This window comes from Paenibacillus sp. O199, assembly GCF_001636635.1.
GTDB lineage: Bacteria > Bacillota > Bacilli > Paenibacillales > Paenibacillaceae > Paenibacillus > Paenibacillus marchantiae.
Genome location: NZ_LGRP01000013.1, coordinates 46,788 through 62,695, shown reverse-complemented (window position 1 = coordinate 62,695; position 15,908 = coordinate 46,788). Strand labels below are relative to the sequence as shown.

Genomic DNA, 15,908 nt, shown 5'->3' with positions numbered 1-15,908 from the left:
AAAATCCGGTGATAAAGGCGAACGCTTCGCTTTTCCAGGTTTTTTCTGTCCTCTCCGTTTCTGTGTAAATGAATAGTTTAATTTATATAGGATTGCAACCTGTTACAATCCCGTTCTTCTTCTGAATAAAGAGGCATTTTTCAGTCACTTCCTAGTGACTTGAAGAATGCCTCTACTTATTTGGGATATTCACTTTTATGTAATGAGTTTCCGATATAATATAATAGAAGTAAAATATTGGATTACAGGAGATGAAGATTGCAATGAATGGAATGAAATTAGCAATACGAGGCAGCTTGGCCTTTATTTTAGTATTGGTATTACTGGCTCCTTCGTTTGCCCTAGCAGCCACAGGTGACGTGACATCTATCGAGATTACCAACAGTAGTCCGCAACAGATGAGTGTATTCGAGACAACTACGCTTCAGGTAATGGCGGTTATTGAAGGGTTTGATAATAAGCAGGATGTTACTGGAGGCGTCACATGGTCCACGAGTAACGAAGCTGTTGCCACCATTATTAAAGGCAAAGTGAAGGCTGTGGCAGCGGGAGAAGCGACGATATACGCACAGGTAGATGGCGCCAAAGCGCAATTGCTTGTTAAGGTTCAGGATAAAATTAAAAGCATCAAAGCTTCGCCAAGTTCCTATAATTTTGTCAAAGGTAGTGAAAGTACGCTGCCCAAAGTAAGCATTGTGCGTGCAAACGGTAAGGAAGAAGACGTCACATCTGAGATTGTATGGACGGTATCGAGTGCTTCCGCTGTGCTGGAGAGTGGTAAAATCAAAGGAATCACGCCTGGCAGAGTTCTGTTACAAGGCAAATATGGCTCAGAGACGGTTAAAGTTCCCGTAGCGATCACGGACGAGATTACCAAAGTCGAAGTAACTCCTGCTGTCATGCAGCTGAATATTAAGAAATCGAAAGCGTTGAAGGTAATCGGTACATATGCCAATGGGAAAACAATTAATCTTTCGAAACAGGTAACGTGGACCTCTTCCAACAATAATGTAGCCATCGTCAAGAATGGTACAGTCAAAACACTGACGGAAGGACAAGCCACCTTGACAGGAACTTATCAAAATCAGACAATAAAGGCAGAGGTTACCGTTGTTCCTTTGCTCAAAAAACTGATTACAGGCCAGAAAACACTCATTTTATCGCCACAGGCAAGTACAACACTGAGTGTGATGGCGCAGTATGATACAGGCAAAACCACGATTGTAACGAGCAGTGCCGTATGGAGCAGCACCAAACCAAGTGTAGCCACAGTAACGGGCGGCAAGATTGTGGCCGTGGGTAAAGGCAAAACATCCATCACTGCCAAGTGGGGCAATAAAAAAGTTACTATACCGGTAACGGTAAAATAAAGTTTCAACGAATGAAGTATATCAAATGAAATAAATTCATCATCGTGAACAGAAACAGATGGGGCGTAGACATACGCCCCTTTTAAGTATAAAAAAAATTGGATGTGATGAAACTGAACTCTTCAATTGAGGACGCGAAGAAACGATCCCATACGAAGTACCTGGAACAATACCGATTGAAATTCAGTCCTGCAAAGGAGGGAGCATCTGAATGACAGTTCATCTGCAACCGGAAAATTGGCCTAAATGGGCGACAGAATCGGTAGAGATTGTTGATGCCGACCCTATGTGGGGCCTACAGGCGCAGGAAGAGATTCGCCAGCTCAGAGAACTATTACAGCAGCTCAATATTCATCGATTTGAACATATCGGAAGCACGTCCATTCCCGGATTGCCTGCAAAGCCCATTATTGATTTGATGGGAGAGGTGCAGTCGTGGGAGGACATGGACTTGATTGCCACCCAGCTGAATCCGGTAGGCTGGAACTACGTTCCGCCTGAACTGGATGGTCGGGACTATAGACGTTTCTGGGTCAGAGTGAAGGATGGTAAGAGGGCTGTACATCTTCATTTGATGCGCCCAGGCGAGGAACGTTGGGATCGCCAAATCCAGTTCCGGGATGTGCTAAGACAGCGTCCGGATCTGGTAGAGGTTTACGCGGCCTTGAAAGCTAAACTTGCTGATGAGAATAAAGACGACAGAGAAGCGTATACCGCTGCCAAAACGGATTTTATTTTACAAGTGCTTGATGAAGGCATTTGATCCATGATGAAGGCATTTTTCAAAGAGAGGCTGATTTATTTCATCGCAGTGATCATAACCATGGCGGCAGGACTGGCGTCCAGACGCTTTGGAGAACTTTTACCGAATTTTGTGCATGAGCATTTTGGAGATGCCTTGTGGGCGGCTATGATTTATTTTGGGGTACGCATGGTTTGGATTAATCGCAGCAAAGAGTTGGCGTTAATCGTGAGCCTGATTTTTAGCTGGGCCGTCGAATGTTCGCAAATGATTCAGACCCCTTTGCTGAACGAAGTGCGTTCAACGGTACTGGGTGCGCTTATTTTGGGACGTGGATTTCTGGTAATGGATCTATTGCGGTATGCTGTTGGCATTCTGTGCGTGTATGGGATGGATCGTTATTTCCTGAGAAATAAGAAGGCTTGATAATGGGGAGGGACTTAAGTGAATGTAGATAAGCTTTTTACGGAATCACCCGAGTTTGAGACAGATCGGTTGGTACTGAGACGTCTTACGCTCAACGACCTCGATGATTATTTTAGGTTTGCCTCCGATCCTAAAGTGAGTCAGCAAAGTCTGTGGAACTGTCATGAGACGTTGGATGATTCTGTCCAATATATTCAAAGAGTGTTAGACAATTATGAGAAGAAAACGGTCTATATATGGGCCTTTATTCTGAAGGAAACGGGGAAGCTGATCGGGCGAGGTGGCATTTTTCATCTGAATGAATCCATGCAAAGTGCTGAACTGGGGTACGCGATTGCCAGCAGTTGCTGGGGCAAAGGCCTTGCCGCAGAAGCGATGCAGCCGATTGTTGAATACTGTTTTCAAGAACTGGACTGCAATCGGCTGGAGGGGAAATGCAATGCAGGCAACATCGGCTCTGCACGAGTGATGGAGAAACTGGGCATGTCATATGAAGGTTTGATGCGTAAACAATTGAAGATCAAAGGTGTGTTTACGGATCAAAAATTGTACTCCCGTATCCGGGATGATCTATAATACTTCCAATGACATGCAGGATACATAGAAGAAATTGAAGGAGGCGGAACAATGATCTACAGTATTATTTCCCAAGCGGTATGGGAGCAGGTATCCAAGCAGAGCGTGTATGCACCGGATAGCCTGGAGACGGACGGTTTCATTCATTGTTCCACTAAAGAACAGATTCCATGGGTAGCGGCTCAATTTTATCAAGGACGTACGGATTTGTTATTGATTGGCATTGATGAGAGGGCCTTGAAGCCGGAACTGGTGTATGAGGACCTGTATGAGTTGAATGAACTATTTCCACATATTTATGGTGAACTTAATTTGGATGCCGTGCGGAAAGTCATTTCCTTTGAACCGAATGAGGACGGGACGTTTTCTTTTCCTGAATAAACACATTTTGCGAAGGGTTGTGAACGTGTGGATATGAATCAGGTATTTCTGGATACAGCCGAGAAGCAATTTTTGTATTACAAGCAGCTTGGGGAGAAGGCCATGGAGCAACTGGAATCCGAGGAGTTATTTCAATCCTGGAATGAAGATGCCAACAGCATTGCGGTTATTGTGAAGCATCTATGGGGCAATATGCTGTCCCGTTGGACGGATGTGCTGACAACCGATGGAGAAAAGCCGTGGCGTGAACGTGATGCGGAATTTGTGAATGATATTTCGACCCGGGAAGAGCTGCTCGCCAAATGGGAGGAAGGCTGGAACTGTCTATTTGGAGCCATTCGTTCTTTTACACCGGAGCAATTGTCTCATATTATATATATTCGCAATGAAGGGCATACCGTCATGGAAGCGATTATCCGGCAATTGGCGCATTACCCTTATCATGTGGGGCAGATTATCTATGCAGCCAAAATGCTCAAAGAAACCGCATGGAACAGTCTTTCCATTCCGAGAAACGGTTCTATTCAATATAATGGTGGCAAATTTGCCAAGCCGAAGGCACGAAAACATTTTACAGATGATGAATTACGCATAGAAAAAGGTAAAGGTGAGGAACAGCAATGACACAGATCGCATTGATTCGCCATGGAAGCACGGCGTGGAATAAGGAAAAACGTTCGCAGGGACAAACGGATAATCCACTGGATCAGGAAGGAAGAGAACAGGCACTATTGCTTGCTGCAAGACTGAGTGAGGAAACGTGGGATGCCGTCTATGCAAGTGACCTGGAGCGTGCAAGTGAGACGGCTCGTATCATTGGAGATCGATTGGGAATACAGGAGATTCATTTGGACCCGAGGTTGCGTGAAATGGGCGGTGGGCAGGTGGAGGGTACGACCGAAGCTGAACGTCTAGCCAAATGGGGAGCGGATTGGAACACTCTGGATTTAGGTCGGGAGCTTGCGGATGCAGGTACGATTCGGGGTAGAGCCGCGATAGAAGATATTGTATGTCAGCATCCCAATGGAAGAGTGATCGTTGTCAGCCATGGTGCCATTCTCCGTAATACACTGCGAGGTTTGGTGCCTGAACTTGATGTGAGCGCAAAGCTGTCCAACACGTCGATCACCCGGATTTCTTGGGAAACGAATTCTTGGCAATGCGAGCTATACAATTGCAGCGTGCATCTGAATTCCTCCAAGGAGTTGTGATCGATGGACGCTCTGGCATTAAAACAGAAATTGCGGCAGATTCAGTCGGCTAACCTATCCGCCCATGAAGTGGAACATCCTTACGAATTGGCTCTACATATGATGCAGCATATTGGCAGTCCAGACCCGGTTCTGCGGGATGAACTGATCTATGTTACGTTTGCGACCTGGATTGGACAGGGCGTATTTTCGGAAGAACAGCTCAGTCAGCTGTTGCAGATGGCGCTGGATGATCAGCACCTTTTTCATGGTATTGAAGAACAAGGCACGGACAGTGTGTTTACCCGAACCTTCTCTGTGCTGCTCCTGCCTCCAATTCTGAGTGTAGATCGTCAGAGGCCTTTTCTGAAAAAGGAAGATATCGAGGTTATTCATCATCGGTTGACCACGTATCTGGAGCATGAAAAAGATGTTCGTGGCTATGCCGATGAAAAGGGCTGGGCGCACGCTCCGGCACACGCGGCAGATGCGGTTGAAGATCTTGCACAGTCACCTTATATGGAGCGGGCAGCCTTGCTGGAGCTTTTGCATGCGCTCACTGTGAAAATTACCGAATCAAGTGTAGTCTACATCCATGATGAGGATCAGCGGATTGCTCATGCAGTGGTCACCATCCTTCGTCGCAATTTGCTGGAGCAAAACGATATTTCGTCTTGGTTCGATTCACTGAATCCAAGCGATAAGACGGAGGGGAAATCTCTTCTGGAGATCAGCCAGTTGAGCTTGAATGTGCGCGTCTTTCTACAGACGCTCTATCTTGCCATACGGACAGAAGAAGCAGAGCCCTTTCCGGCTGTCCGTTCACTTATTTTGCAGGCTTTGGAGAAAAAATGATCAAGGGATTATAAACTTGTGCACAAGGAGGGTGATAGCATGACTGGACTGTCGTATTCATGGACTGAGGATGTGCTGTCTCCTCTGGGCGAAACAGGGGTTATGATTCGTTGTGGGGATACCATATCCGAAGCGGTGCACCGGAGGGTGATGTCGGTATGTGCTTTGCTGGAAAAGAGCCAACTGCCGGGCATCTTGGAGTGGCTACCTTCGTTTGCATCGGTCACACTGTTCTATGATCCGTTGATTTCCCCGTACCACGAGATATGTGGAATGCTGCTTCATGAGTTGAGCAAGATGGAAGAGGCAACGTTGGATGAACCCACAACGATTATTATTCCCGTATGTTATGGTGGTGAACTGGGTCCCGATCTGGAATATGTCGCTACTGAACATGGGCTTACGCCAGATGAGGTCATAGCTATTCACACATCCGGCGATTACCTGGTTCACATGATTGGATTCGCACCGGGTTTTCCTTATCTGGGCGGGTTATCGGATAAGATCGCTACGCCCAGACGACCTACACCTCGGCTTCGAGTTGAGGCGGGAACGGTGGGCATTGGTGGCAAACAAACGGGAGTTTATCCGGTGACGACTCCCGGCGGATGGCAATGTATCGGCCGCACACCGCTGGCGCTATTTCGTCCGACGGAAAATCCACCAAGCCTGTTGGCAGCAGGGGATCGAGTTCGTTTTGCATCGATATCACTTCAGGAGTATCTGGAACAAAAGGAGGGCGAACGATGAGTATTGAAGTCATTCGCCCAGGTTTGTTATCCACCGTTCAGGACGAAGGAAGAATGGGATTTCGCCGGTATGGAATTCATCCGGGTGGGGTTATGGATACCTTTGCAGCCAGAGCAGCCAATGCACTGGTTGGGAATTCCCGTGATGCAGCTGTGCTGGAGATGACGATGACAGGACCGGAGCTTCGTTTTCATGACAATCTGCTGATCTCTTTATGTGGTGCCGATCTTACGGCAACGGTGGATGGCCTGCCTGTTCCGCTATGGCGTCCGGTCGCGTTGCTTGCTGGAAGTGTGCTGAGATTTGGGCGATGCCGTTCCGGTTTGCGATCTTATCTGGCGATTGCTGGTGGAATTGCAGTACCTGAGATCATGGGCAGTAGAAGCACGGATCTTAAGACAGGGTTTGGTGGGTTTGAAGGCCGTGCCCTGAAAGGGGGAGACAGGTTGTTTGCGGGAGAAGCCTCTCGGGAAGCGCAAGCGGCGTTGCATGGATGGAGTGTAGAAGCCGAGAAGAGCAACCGGCGGATGCATGCATCTGCCTGGTACTTGTCCAGCAGGGAATGGCCCGCTTACCATGCTGAACCTGTTATTCGTGTCATGCCAGGCAAAGACAGGGCAGCGTTTAATGAAGATAGCCTTGAACGATTCCATAAAGAACGATATGTGATCTCTCCTCAATCGGATCGGATGGGGTATCGATTGGAGGGTGCAAAGCTGAAGCTGGAACTCGGTCAACCAATGGATCGGCTGTCTGAAGCCGTCACCTATGGTACAGTTCAGGTGCCAGCAGATGGTCAGCCCATCATATTGATGGCCGATCATCAGACCATTGGGGGCTATCCTGTGATTGCACAGGTGGCCCGGGTAGATTTGCCGATACTGGCACAGGCTAGGCCGGGGACACGGGTTGCTTTTGAACGGATTACATATGAAGAAGCACAGCAACTATTTATAGAGCAGGAGTTGGAGTGGCGGCTAACCGATCAGTTGATTCGTAGGAGATTGGCAGAAATGGGGGACCATCAATGAACACGGTGGATATCAACTGTGACCTTGGCGAAAGTTACGGGGTGTACCGGATGGAGTCGGATGAGTCGATTCTGCCGCTAATCACTTCAGCCAACATCGCTTGTGGGTTTCATGCGGGTGACCCGGCAACGATGCGACAAACGGTGCAGCAAGCATTGGAGCATCAAGTCGCTATAGGCGCCCATCCCGGTCTGCCTGATTTGCAGGGTTTTGGCAGAAGACGTATGGACATTACACCAAGGGAAGCCTATGACATGGTTGTGTATCAAATGGGTGCGCTGGATGCTTTTGTCCGTTCATACGGGGGGCGTATGCATCATGTGAAACCTCATGGAGCCTTGTATAATATGGCTGCTGAAGATGATCGGCTTGCTGAGGGGATCGCTGAGGCAATCTATAAAGTACAACCGGAACTGTATCTCTATGGCCTGGCCGGCAGTGCAATGATAGAAGCAGCGGATCGAATTGGACTGCGCAGCGTCAGTGAAGTTTTTGCAGATCGAACCTACGGCCCGTATGGGAAGCTAACCCCACGCAGTCAGCCAGGAGCTGTCATTCAGCAGACGGAACAAGCTCTTGCTCAAGTGCTGCGTATGGTGAAAGAGGGCATTGTTGTGTCGACGGAAGGTTCACCTGTAACCATAAAGGCAGAGACGATTTGCATCCACGGTGACGGAGCTTATGCACTAGCATTTGCTCAAGAGATATGCACGTTGCTTGAATCTGAAGGAGTTAACCTGTCTGCACCTGGAGTTACTAGATGAGTGCTAACAGTAACCGAGGGCCAGAGGTCGATCTATAAGAGTTTGTAAGGAGTGAAATTAGAGCATGAAACCGATACGTAATTCGGCAAAGGCCGTTATTGTACAGGATGGACGTTTGCTGGTGATCCGGCTGGAGGATCAATATGGTGACGCTTATGTTTTCCCCGGCGGAGGACAGGAGAAAGGCGAAGAACTTAAGGATGCCGTTGCCCGTGAATGTCTGGAGGAGATTGGACAGGCGGTGGACGTGGGAGAATTGCTGCATATCCGGGAGTATATCGGAAAAAACCATGAATTTGCCGAGTGGGATGCCGATGTCCACCAGGTTGAATTTTATTTTGAATGCAGATTGATTGATCCGAAAGCAACAATCTTCGAAGGCTCTAATCCAGACGACCATCAGGTAGCCGTAGAATGGATTTCGCTTGAAGAGCTGTCCAAGGTTCGCCTATATCCGAAAACAATTGGTGAGTTGCTCCAGAATAAGAATTCATCACGCATTTATCTTGGAGATTTGAATTAAAACTGTCACGTTTACGAACGAGTTCATGGATTCACCATAGATGAGGTGGGTACACTATAAGTACAGGCTTATATACAACAATGTGATATAAGCGAAGAGATCAGAGATAGGCAATCAAGTATGCTTATCTTTGAGATTTTAGCTTATCTACCCTAATGTTGAAGAACAATGGAAGTAGTGAAGGGGACGGAATCGATTCTGAAGAAGCGAAGCGTTCGCTTGCATCCTAGATTTTCACTTATATATCCGTTGAATTAAACATTTACACGATAACGGAGAGGACAGAAGAAACCTGGAAAAGCAAAGCGTTCGCCTTTATCACCGGATTTTCCCTTGAGAAAAGGGAATCAAAAAAATCTGGGGATAACAGCGATTGGAAGGTTGTTCTGTCTTCGTAGTGTCAGTGTAAATCGTCTGCGAGACAACAGCGATCGAAAGAACGATCCGTACCCGTAACGGCCGCCTACAACGTTCTTCAAATATTCCCCCAAATCGAAAGGAGCATGTCCCATGAACCAGACTGAATTGGAACAAAACATTGTAAAAGCATTGGAAAACAACCCTTTTTGCAGTTTCTCCACGGTGGAGAACGGTAAACCGAAATCCCGCTATATGGCGCTTTTCAACGATGGAATGAACATTCATCTGGCGACAAACCGCCGTACGCACAAGGTAGAGGAGCTGGAGAATAATCCGAACGTCAGCCTTTTGCTAGGTTATGAAGCGGGCGGCTCCAAGGAAGTGGTTGAGATTGAAGGAACATGCGAAGTGACGAAAAATGAAGGTTTACGCGAACAGGTATGGAATGATGAACTAAAAGCTTGGTTTGACGGCCCGAACGATCCCAATTATGTCATTCTGGACATTACCCCAAAACGGATTGAATACATCGGCAAAGATCATGAGCATCAGGTGTGGGAGCAATAATTTTAGATATTGAAAATCACCTTTTCTAAGTGGAAGGCCGTGCCGACTATTTGGAAAAGACATAGCAAACCGTGAACGCCAGAAGGCTTCACGGTTTTTTGATATGGGTCGATTCAGCTAATATGGATATAGATGTAAGCCACATGTAATATACGTTTTTAACAGCGTGAGTAAACTATTTTCATCCAAAAACATGCAAAATATGTCGAAATCACGCATGTTATTGTAAACTGGGGTAAGTATGTGCGGATAACGTAAAAAATAATGCTTTTCAATGGCTGAACATTGCGTTATGATTTGGAATGTAAACGGTACGCACAGATATGAATAGATGTTCATGTGAGATAAACTAACCTGGAATTCTGAACCATACGATCAGAAAATCAGTACGCACAACCCATGAGATCTTTCGCATTTCTGCGCTTATTCGTTTGCTCACTAATACATGATTCAATGTACATAACCGGGAGGGGTTATTTTGAGAAAGAGTAAAAAAGTATTATCAAGCCTGACTGCCGCTTTGGTTGCATTAAACGTGCTTGCGGTATTTCCGGTACCTGTATCGGCTGCGGACGCTACCAAGGTTAAATTGCGGATCATGGAAACAACGGACATTCACGACAACCTGATTAACTATGACTACTATTCCGACAAAGAGACAGACCAGTATGGTCTGGCGAAGACAGCTACGCTGATCAAAAAAGCCCGTGACGAAGCGAAGAACAGCTTGCTGTTCGACAACGGTGACCTGATCCAGGGTAACCCACTCGGGGATTATGTAGCGAAGATTGATCCACTCAAAAAGGGTGAGACTCACCCTGTATATAAAGCGATGAACCTGCTCGATTATGATGCAGGAAACATCGGTAACCATGAGTTTAACTATGGTTTGGATTTCCTTGACATGACGCTGGAAGGTGCGAACTTCCCTTACATCAATGCCAACGTATATGTAGATGACGGTGACGACGATGAGACGAATGACAAGAACTATTTTACCCCGTATAAAATTTTAGACAAAAAAGTTACCGATGAGAGTGGCAAAGAGCACACCATCAAGGTGGGTGTCATCGGATTTGTACCACCACAAGTCATGCAGTGGGACAGCGCTAATCTGGAAGGCAAAGTCATTGCCAAAGACATTATCGCTACTGCGAAAAAATTCATTCCTAAAATGAAGGCTGAAGGTGCCGACATTATTGTAGCTATTCCTCACTCCGGTTTTGAAGATATTCCGCAAACGGATCTGATGGAAAACTCAGTATTGTATCTGAGCCAGGTTGAAGGCATTAATGCCATTCTGTTCGGACATGCCCATAAAGTATTCCCAAGCGCTGATTTTGCCGGTAAAAAAGGTGTAGACCTTGAAAAAGGTACAATCAATGGCGTTCCTGCTGTAGAGCCAGGCTTCTGGGGTGACCACCTTGGAATTATCGATCTGGATCTGGAACTGGTAGACGGCAAATGGAAAGTGGCAGACTCCAAAGTGGAGGCACGCCCAATCTATGACACAGCCAACAAAAAGGCTCTGGTAGATGCTGATCAAGAGATCGTTGATGCTGTTCATGACGAACATGAAGGTACGCTTGAGTATGTGCGTGGTCCAGTCGGCGAAACGACAGCTCCAATCAACAGCTTCTTTGCACTGGTTCAGGATGATCCATCCATTCAGATCGTAACCAATGCACAGAAATGGTATGTTGAAAAACATATGCAAGGAACAGAATACGAAGATATTCCTGTATTGTCTGCAGGCGCTCCGTTCAAAGCAGGCGGACGTTCAGGCGCATCGTATTACACGAATATCCCTAAAGGCACCATTGCGATTAAAAACGTAGCTGACTTGTACGTGTATCCAAATACGGTACATGCCGTATTGGTGAATGGCGCTGAGCTGAAAGAATGGTTGGAATGGTCTGCTGGCCAATTTAACCAGATCGATCCGGCAAAAGGTGGACAGCAACAATTGGTCAATATGGACTTCCCAACGTATAACTTCGACGTTATCGATGGTGTTACGTACCAAATTGATGTAACACAACCAGCGAAATACGATGGCAAAGCAACGATTGTAAATGCATCTGCCAACCGGATTAAAGACCTGAGCTTCAATGGTAAACCGGTTGATCCAGCACAAAAATTCATCGTGGCAACGAATAACTATCGTGCTTCTTCGTCCAAACTGGCTAACCCAGACGGTAAACGTATCGTCTTGGCTGCACCGGATGAGAACCGTCAAGTGATCATTGATTACATCCGTGAGAACAAAACGATTAACCCGGCAGCAGATGGCAACTGGTCGCTTGCGCCAATTAAGCCTTCTGCAGGTGTAACAGCAGCTGCACTTAACGATCTTGAAGTGGTGTTCGCGTCTTCCCCAGATGCCAAAGCATTGGTTGAAGCGAACCCGGCGATGTCCTTCATTGGGACAAACAAAGACGGTTTTGCTGAGTATGGCTTGAAATTGACAGGAGAAGCAACAACGACTCCAGAAACAGGTGTGGAACCTGCTCCAACGCCTACGAAGCCAGACCCAACTCCAACTAAACCTACAACCAAGCCACAACCTGAGAAACCAGCAGGCGGCAAAGTGGTTCATGTGGTGAAAAAAGGAGATAACCTCTACCGCATCGGCTTGAAATATGGTGTGGACTGGCGCAAGCTGGTTTCCGTAAATAAAATTACAAATGTGCACAATCTTAAAGTTGGACAGAAAATTGTAATTCCCGCTTCTTAAGATTAATTAGCGGTAAATGAAGACCGACAGTCATCAGACTGTCGGTCTTTTTCATGCTATGCTGATTCGTTAACTCATCAGTAACCGTCATAGTTGAAGTCATCAAAACAGTAGAGATAAATTTCAAGACCCATGCTATAATATTTACAAACTTTGGGTATATACCAGTAAACATTAATGAGATAGAATCACAAACTGGCAAGGGGGTTCTACATGAATTGCAGTGGCTGCAGTCCAATTCATCCTATAGAGGATCAAGGTACCCTGTATATGCGTCCCATCTCCCCCGCTTTGCTGGAAGCACTGCAAAAGCAGGGAAGACATATCGAACATTCGGATGAACTCATCTGGATGCATTTTTTGAATCTTGAATCTGTACAACGTTGTATTGAGGATATTCTCAAGATTGAAGCGACCCTGCCAGATATGTTAACGGTTCAGGTCACTCCACTGTATGGCCAGGCCGATGCTGATAGCTGGATTAGTCTATCCATGCAGGAAGCTCGCCTCAAACATGCTGATCTGGTTTCTGTTATTCTGGAACATCAATTCAGCAGTCATATGCAGCCAATCGTAGATGCATCGGAGCAGATTATCGGATTTGAATTTTTACTTCGTCCTGCTGAACAGGGTAGACCCTTCAGTGCATATGAATTATTTGAAGTTGCAAGGGATACCGGATTGCATTCTTTTCTGGATCGGACAGCCCGTGTTGCTGCCATCGAGACGAGTGCCGTTCTTTTACCGCATGGTGTCAAACGTTTTGTAAATTTCCTGCCTTCCTCCATCTATAACCCCGAATACTGCCTGACGCACACATTTGAGACGATTGAACGCCTTTCGCTAGACCCTAAGGATTTTGTGTTTGAAGTGGTGGAAACGGAACAGATTCAGCATATGTCCATCTTGCAGCATATTTTTGAGGTGTATCGTTCTCATGGAATGTCGGTTGCCTTGGATGACGTGGGGGCCGGATTCTCGACGATCGAAGTAATGAATCGGCTGAAGCCGGATTTTGTCAAAATAGATCGGAGCCTCATTGATCATTGTGATCATGATTTGAACAAACAGCAGCAAATTATCAATATTGTTGAGATGTCGCGTCGATTTGAGGGGCGGGTACTTGCCGAAGGCATTGAACGAATCGAGGAATTTGATTTCTGTCGATCTGTGGGTATTGATTTGGCACAAGGGTATTATTTTGGTAAACCAACCGCATATCCGCCACAAGGTCCCTACGGAAAAACATCTGCATAAACAATAAAATACGGATGTACCAACAAGTCACTTCGCATGATCGGAGTGGCTTGTTTGTCATGCTATGTAAATTTATAAATACGCTCATCCAACCGATATATAGGATAGGCCTTTAGATTAGATGGGCGTCTATGTGACACCTTATTTAATTAGGTTGGAGAGGTCTTACATAAAAAAGAAAAAGGGTAGATTTATATTTGGAGGGGGAGAAGCAAAATGGGGAACATTCGGGGGAATGAGCAAGTTAAGGCAGCAACCAAGCCAGCCAAGCCAAAAGATAATAAACCGAAAAAGAAAAACAAAAAGAAAAAAGGCTTCGTCTGGAGCATAAGGAACAAATTATTGGTATCCTTCCTGGCGGTTCTGCTCTTGCCGAGTCTAACCATTGGGATCGTTACGCTGATTATCGCTGATCATACGGTGGAAGACCAACTGATGGACAGTGCCAAACAAAGTGTAGACACAACGAATTCAATCATTGGGACACATGTGGATGCGAAGGTTCATGATATCAATTATTTTGCTAGTTTGATTGTAACTGACATGATTAAAGGACAAAATGAAAGCCCTGAGCTTGAGCTGAAATTGAAACAGTATCTTGGACTGCATCCGGATGCTTTAAATATCTTTGTGGGGACCAAAGAGGGAGTCATGGTCCGTGGCAAGGAATCTGCGGGAAGTTCACAAGGGTCACCTTATGATCCCCGGGAACGAGAATGGTACAAACTTGCAATGGAGAAGCCAGGTACTCCAGTAGTTTCACCTGTATCCAAGAACACGGATGGCATTGCAGTTGTTTTTGTCTCCAAAACGCTTGATGATCAATCGGGTGTTATTGGTTTGTCCATGGATCTAACAGAGCTTCAAAAACAGGCATCCATTAAGGTTGGCAAGGAAGGGTATGTCGTCATCTTGGATGCAGACAAAAATTATGTCGTATCCCCAGTCGTGGAAGCTGGTACACAAGAACAAACAACAACGCTGGATCCAATGTTCGAGAGCAAGGAAGGCGAGTTCAGCTATATCTATAATGATGATCCCAAAACCATGATTTTCTCTACGAATGAGAAAACTGGATGGAAAATTGGCGGTACAATGTTCAAAAGTGAAGTATCCAATGCAAGTAAAGACATTCGAATGGCTACACTCATCGTTATCCTGGCTGCCACATTACTTACTCTGATCTTCATTATCTGGTTTACACGTTCGATGCTGCGTCCGATTAAACGTCTGCAGGAATCCGCCAGATCCGTAAGTAAAGGCGACCTGACGGTAAAATTGGACACAGGACGCAAAGATGAGGTAGGCGATCTGGCGAAGTACTTTGAACGGATGGTCGACAATCTGCGCATGATGATTCTGGGTGTGCAGGAAACGGCAGAGCAGGTATCTGCCTCCTCACAGGAATTGTCCGCTAGTGCGGATCAAACAACCAAAGCTATTGAGCATTCAACGATGGCAATTCAGGAACTTGCCGAGGGTGCCGAGCAGCAAGTGAAGAGTGTAACGGATGGATCGGGACAAATGAGCCAAATGGCGGAAGATGTTCGCATGATGTCTGAGCGAGTACAATCCATTACAACGAATATGCGGCATACATCTGGAGCGGCTTATTCAGGTAATGAGGCTGCAGGTCAGGCAGTAGAGCAGATGAATAGCATTCAAGAAACGGTGGAACAGCTGGCGACGGTGGTTCAGTCACTGAATGCACGCTCCGTTGAGATCGGCAGTATGGTAGATGTGATTGCCACAATTTCGAAACAGACCAATCTGCTGGCTCTGAATGCTTCCATTGAAGCGGCAAGAGCGGGAGATGCTGGCCGTGGCTTCGCAGTTGTAGCGGGAGAGGTACGGAAGCTCGCAGAGGAATCGGGAAGCTCGGCTGCGCAGATTGGTCAACTCGTTCATAATATCCGTCAGGATATGGATGCTGCCCTGAACGCTATGAATGCAGCTCAGACTCGGGTTGGAGACGGAATTCAGGCCGTGAATACGTCCGGACAATCCTTTGCACAGATTCGGGAGGCTGTAGAGGATGCTGTTCATACGCTGGATGACTTGTCCGAAACAACGAAGCAATTGGAGAGTGGTGCTTCCCACGTTGCCAAAGCAATGAACGATATTTCGATTGTGACCCAAGAATCTGCTGCGAATACGGAATCCGTCTCGGCATCTTCACAGGAACAGCTGGCATCTGTGGAGGAGATCGCTTCGTCTTCAGCACATCTGAACAGTATGGCGGAGCAACTACAAGGATTGTTGGGTATGTTCAAAATGGTGGAGGACACGCCGAAGGATGGGGACAAGTCCTGACCATTAGGCGATATCTTTTATCTCAGTTTCTATAGAAATTAGAAGGAAATAAAGATAGACATTTCT

At 46.4% G+C, this 15,908-nt stretch carries 16 protein-coding genes; all 16 read left to right on the top strand.

Annotation, left to right across the window (positions count from 1 at the left end):
* Positions 1-263: 263 nt before the first annotated feature.
* The 16 genes from A6049_RS19325 (at position 264) to A6049_RS19250 (ending at position 15,842) form a co-directional block, all read left to right on the top strand.
* Positions 264-1,370 (top strand): Ig-like domain-containing protein, encoded by a 1,107-nt coding sequence (locus A6049_RS19325; protein ID WP_063566233.1) that lies wholly within the window; start codon positions 264-266, stop codon positions 1,368-1,370.
* Positions 1,371-1,581: 211 nt separating this feature from the next.
* Entirely contained in the window at positions 1,582-2,133 is a 552-nt protein-coding gene (locus A6049_RS19320; RefSeq protein WP_063566232.1) for a GrpB family protein, read from the top strand.
* 3 nt (positions 2,134-2,136) lie between these two features.
* The gene (locus A6049_RS19315) at positions 2,137-2,538 is read left to right on the top strand and encodes a ribosomal maturation YjgA family protein (RefSeq protein ID WP_063566231.1); all 402 of its coding nucleotides are present in this window, start codon (positions 2,137-2,139) and stop codon (positions 2,536-2,538) included.
* A gap of 18 nt (positions 2,539-2,556) precedes the next feature.
* Positions 2,557-3,114, top strand: a complete 558-nt coding sequence (locus tag A6049_RS19310) for a GNAT family N-acetyltransferase (protein ID WP_063566230.1) — start codon at positions 2,557-2,559, stop codon at positions 3,112-3,114.
* Between the two features lie 51 nt (positions 3,115-3,165).
* Positions 3,166-3,495 carry a DUF952 domain-containing protein gene (locus A6049_RS19305; RefSeq protein WP_063566229.1) on the top strand — a complete coding sequence of 110 codons (330 nt, stop codon included), beginning with the start codon at positions 3,166-3,168 and terminating at the stop codon, positions 3,493-3,495.
* 27 nt (positions 3,496-3,522) lie between these two features.
* Positions 3,523-4,119 (top strand): DUF1572 family protein, encoded by a 597-nt coding sequence (locus A6049_RS19300; protein ID WP_095206159.1) that lies wholly within the window; start codon positions 3,523-3,525, stop codon positions 4,117-4,119.
* On the top strand, positions 4,116-4,706 hold the full coding sequence (locus tag A6049_RS19295; protein ID WP_063566228.1) for a histidine phosphatase family protein: 591 nt from the start codon (positions 4,116-4,118) through the stop codon (positions 4,704-4,706). Before A6049_RS19300 ends, A6049_RS19295 begins: the two co-directional genes overlap by 4 nt.
* Before the next feature lie 3 nt (positions 4,707-4,709).
* The gene (locus tag A6049_RS19290; RefSeq protein WP_095206158.1) at positions 4,710-5,540 is read left to right on the top strand and encodes a DUF2785 domain-containing protein; all 831 of its coding nucleotides are present in this window, start codon (positions 4,710-4,712) and stop codon (positions 5,538-5,540) included.
* A gap of 39 nt (positions 5,541-5,579) precedes the next feature.
* Positions 5,580-6,290 carry a 5-oxoprolinase subunit PxpB gene (gene pxpB / locus A6049_RS19285; protein ID WP_063566227.1) on the top strand — a complete coding sequence of 237 codons (711 nt, stop codon included), beginning with the start codon at positions 5,580-5,582 and terminating at the stop codon, positions 6,288-6,290.
* A complete protein-coding gene (locus A6049_RS19280; RefSeq protein ID WP_063566226.1) occupies positions 6,287-7,321 on the top strand; it encodes a 5-oxoprolinase subunit C family protein in 1,035 nt (344 codons plus the stop codon). Before pxpB ends, A6049_RS19280 begins: the two co-directional genes overlap by 4 nt.
* Entirely contained in the window at positions 7,318-8,085 is a 768-nt protein-coding gene (locus A6049_RS19275; RefSeq protein WP_063566225.1) for a LamB/YcsF family protein, read from the top strand. The genes A6049_RS19280 and A6049_RS19275 overlap by 4 nt, the downstream gene beginning before the upstream one ends.
* A gap of 64 nt (positions 8,086-8,149) precedes the next feature.
* Entirely contained in the window at positions 8,150-8,608 is a 459-nt protein-coding gene (locus A6049_RS19270; protein WP_063566224.1) for an NUDIX domain-containing protein, read from the top strand.
* Positions 8,609-9,118: 510 nt separating this feature from the next.
* Positions 9,119-9,535 carry a pyridoxamine 5'-phosphate oxidase family protein gene (locus tag A6049_RS19265; protein ID WP_063566223.1) on the top strand — a complete coding sequence of 139 codons (417 nt, stop codon included), beginning with the start codon at positions 9,119-9,121 and terminating at the stop codon, positions 9,533-9,535.
* Between the two features lie 478 nt (positions 9,536-10,013).
* Positions 10,014-12,272: a bifunctional 2',3'-cyclic-nucleotide 2'-phosphodiesterase/3'-nucleotidase gene (locus A6049_RS19260; RefSeq protein ID WP_063566222.1), complete on the top strand. Its 2,259-nt coding sequence runs from the start codon at positions 10,014-10,016 to the stop codon at positions 12,270-12,272.
* A gap of 213 nt (positions 12,273-12,485) precedes the next feature.
* Positions 12,486-13,529, top strand: coding sequence for an EAL domain-containing protein (locus A6049_RS19255; RefSeq protein WP_063566221.1), 1,044 nt, complete (start codon positions 12,486-12,488; stop codon positions 13,527-13,529).
* Between the two features lie 216 nt (positions 13,530-13,745).
* Positions 13,746-15,842 carry a methyl-accepting chemotaxis protein gene (locus A6049_RS19250; RefSeq protein ID WP_095206157.1) on the top strand — a complete coding sequence of 699 codons (2,097 nt, stop codon included), beginning with the start codon at positions 13,746-13,748 and terminating at the stop codon, positions 15,840-15,842.
* Positions 15,843-15,908: the final 66 nt, after the last annotated feature.

Bases quoted from the DNA above. Each gene is read 5' to 3' on its own strand.
- A6049_RS19265 (WP_063566223.1), top strand. From the start codon at position 9,119: ATGAACCAGACTGAATTGGAACAAAACATTGTAAAAGCATTGGAAAAC.
- A6049_RS19270 (WP_063566224.1), top strand. From the start codon at position 8,150: ATGAAACCGATACGTAATTCGGCAAAGGCCGTTATTGTACAGGATGGA.
- A6049_RS19280 (WP_063566226.1), top strand. From the start codon at position 6,287: ATGAGTATTGAAGTCATTCGCCCAGGTTTGTTATCCACCGTTCAGGAC.
- A6049_RS19325 (WP_063566233.1), top strand. From the start codon at position 264: ATGAATGGAATGAAATTAGCAATACGAGGCAGCTTGGCCTTTATTTTA.
- A6049_RS19305 (WP_063566229.1), top strand. From the start codon at position 3,166: ATGATCTACAGTATTATTTCCCAAGCGGTATGGGAGCAGGTATCCAAG.
- pxpB (WP_063566227.1), top strand. From the start codon at position 5,580: ATGACTGGACTGTCGTATTCATGGACTGAGGATGTGCTGTCTCCTCTG.
- A6049_RS19320 (WP_063566232.1), top strand. From the start codon at position 1,582: ATGACAGTTCATCTGCAACCGGAAAATTGGCCTAAATGGGCGACAGAA.
- A6049_RS19275 (WP_063566225.1), top strand. From the start codon at position 7,318: ATGAACACGGTGGATATCAACTGTGACCTTGGCGAAAGTTACGGGGTG.
- A6049_RS19290 (WP_095206158.1), top strand. From the start codon at position 4,710: ATGGACGCTCTGGCATTAAAACAGAAATTGCGGCAGATTCAGTCGGCT.
- A6049_RS19315 (WP_063566231.1), top strand. From the start codon at position 2,137: ATGATGAAGGCATTTTTCAAAGAGAGGCTGATTTATTTCATCGCAGTG.
- A6049_RS19295 (WP_063566228.1), top strand. From the start codon at position 4,116: ATGACACAGATCGCATTGATTCGCCATGGAAGCACGGCGTGGAATAAG.
- A6049_RS19250 (WP_095206157.1), top strand. From the start codon at position 13,746: ATGGGGAACATTCGGGGGAATGAGCAAGTTAAGGCAGCAACCAAGCCA.
- A6049_RS19255 (WP_063566221.1), top strand. From the start codon at position 12,486: ATGAATTGCAGTGGCTGCAGTCCAATTCATCCTATAGAGGATCAAGGT.